The sequence below is a fragment of the Micromonospora mirobrigensis genome, assembly GCF_900091555.1.
Lineage (GTDB): Bacteria > Actinomycetota > Actinomycetes > Mycobacteriales > Micromonosporaceae > Micromonospora > Micromonospora mirobrigensis.
The window spans coordinates 1-1,256 of sequence record NZ_FMCX01000021.1; the positions used below are offsets into that span (position 1 = coordinate 1).

Consider the following 1,256-nt stretch of genomic DNA (forward strand, 5'->3'; position numbering starts at 1 on the left):
AGGATGCCAAGCAGGACTGCTACGAGTAGGCCGGGCAGACCACCCGAGACCCGAAGGGGCGGCACCGACCACACATCGGAGCCGCCCCTTCGGCGCGCGCAGTAAATTCGCTTGTGGACGGTGACGAGAATCCTTCCCGAACCTGGCAACCCTGGTGCCGGAGGACGACGTCTGGGAGGGCGTCGCGCCGCTGCACCACCTGACCCCGAAGGGCCGGCCCGTGTGGATCCTCTCCTGAGTGAGTTCGACTCGTTCGTGCGTACGCGCACCCCCGCACTCCTGCGCTCCGCCTACCTGCTCACCGGCGACCAGCACCTGGCCGAGGATCTCGTCCAGTCCGCCCTGGCCCGTACCCACCGTTCGTGGAACCGGCTGCACCACAGCGGCAACGCCGAGGCGTACACCCGCAAGGTCATGTACCACCTGCAGGTTTCCTGGTGGCGCCGCCGCCAGGTGGCCGAGTCGATGCCGGGCGACCTGCCCGAGCCCAGCGGAGGCGGCTCGACCCCCGACCACGCGCACCAGACCACCCTCCGGTTGACGCTGCGGGCGGCGCTGGCGAGGTTGTCGGCCAAGCAGCGGGCCGTGCTGGTGCTGCGATTCTTCGAGGACCGCACCGAGACCGAGGCCGCCGAGCTGCTCGGGGTGACCGTCGGCACCGTCAAGAGCCAGACCTCGAAGGCGCTGGCCAAGCTCCGTACCGTCGCCCCGGAACTCGCCGAGTTGTACGTCCTGGGAGGGAGTACCCGATGAACGAGGATCGTCTCCGGTCCGACCTGGCCGGCCTGGCCGCGCAGGTCGACCCGGTCGACCTGCGCGACCGTACATTGCGTACGTCCCGCCGGCTCGGCATCCAGCGGGCCGTCGCCACCTCGGCGGCCGTCCTGGTGGTGATCGCCGCCGCGACCGGCACCGCGCTGGCGATCCGGCCGCAGGGGCAGGGGGTGGCGCCGCAGCCTGCGGAGCCGACGGTCGTGGTCACCACGCCGCCGGTGGAGGTGACCCCGTCACTGTCGCCGTCACCCGCGCAGCCGCTGTCGCGATCGCCGTCGGTCAGCCCGTCCGCGGTGGCGACCGAGAGTCGGACGGCAACCGCGAGCGCGTCGAGGACCGCGGACCAATCCACGAGCACGAGCCCGTCCACCAGCGTCAGCGCCTCTCCGAGCGCCCGCCCGTCCGTTGGTTCCCGGCTGGTGTTCGACCCGGATGGGCTGGGTGAGTTGAAACTGGGCATGACGAAGAAGCAGGCCCTGGCC

At 71.2% G+C, this 1,256-nt stretch carries 1 protein-coding gene and 1 pseudogene; both read left to right on the plus strand.

Annotated features, from left to right (window positions below):
* The first annotated feature begins 222 nt into the window (after positions 1 to 222).
* Positions 223 to 753: a SigE family RNA polymerase sigma factor gene (locus GA0070564_RS28700; RefSeq protein ID WP_091616468.1), complete on the plus strand. Its 531-nt coding sequence runs from the start codon at positions 223 to 225 to the stop codon at positions 751 to 753.
* Positions 750 to 1,256 (plus strand): annotated as a pseudogene (locus GA0070564_RS30110) (hypothetical protein); the annotation flags it as partial. The gene GA0070564_RS28700 and the pseudogene GA0070564_RS30110, both read left to right, overlap by 4 nt.